Origin of the sequence: Mameliella sp. CS4 (assembly GCF_019392335.1) — a bacterium.
Taxonomy (GTDB): domain Bacteria; phylum Pseudomonadota; class Alphaproteobacteria; order Rhodobacterales; family Rhodobacteraceae; genus Antarctobacter.
The window spans coordinates 1-435 of record NZ_JAHXRQ010000095.1 but is presented as its reverse complement, the minus strand read 5'-3'; the positions used below and the strand labels follow the sequence as shown (position 1 = coordinate 435).

The following is a 435-nucleotide window of genomic DNA, read 5'->3' as shown; positions in this document are numbered from 1 at the left end:
AACTTACCCGCCATCCGCGCACTGCGCCCTGCCTGGAACAAAGGCCGGATCGTCGGTAAGAAAAGACCGCTCAAGCCCAAACATGTCTGGGCGATCAGGGTGCGGCTTGAGCTGGCGGAAAATCATCGTGATCTGGCCCTCTTCAATCTTGCAATCGACAGCAAGCTGCGCGGCTGCGATCTCGTGAAGATGAAGGTGGTCGATGTCATGGCGTCAGGTCAAATCAAGGAACGCGCGTCGGTTCTGCAGAGCAAGACCCAGAAACCTGTGCGTTTCGAAATCTCTGAAGGCACACGTGCATCGCTCGCGAGGTGGATGCGGGAGCCGCTCATGGTCGGATCCGAATACCTTTGGCCTGGGTGTGAATCCCGGAGACAAAATGGACATCGGAAACGGTCGGGTGATCTGACCGTCGCGGAGTAAAAGTCCGCATCT

Annotated in this window: 1 pseudogene; it reads left to right on the top strand. The window is 57.0% G+C overall.

Annotated features, from left to right (window positions below):
* Window positions 1–360 (top strand): annotated as a pseudogene (locus KZZ07_RS26680) (site-specific integrase); the annotation flags it as partial.
* Between the last annotated feature and the right edge of the window lie 75 nt (window positions 361–435).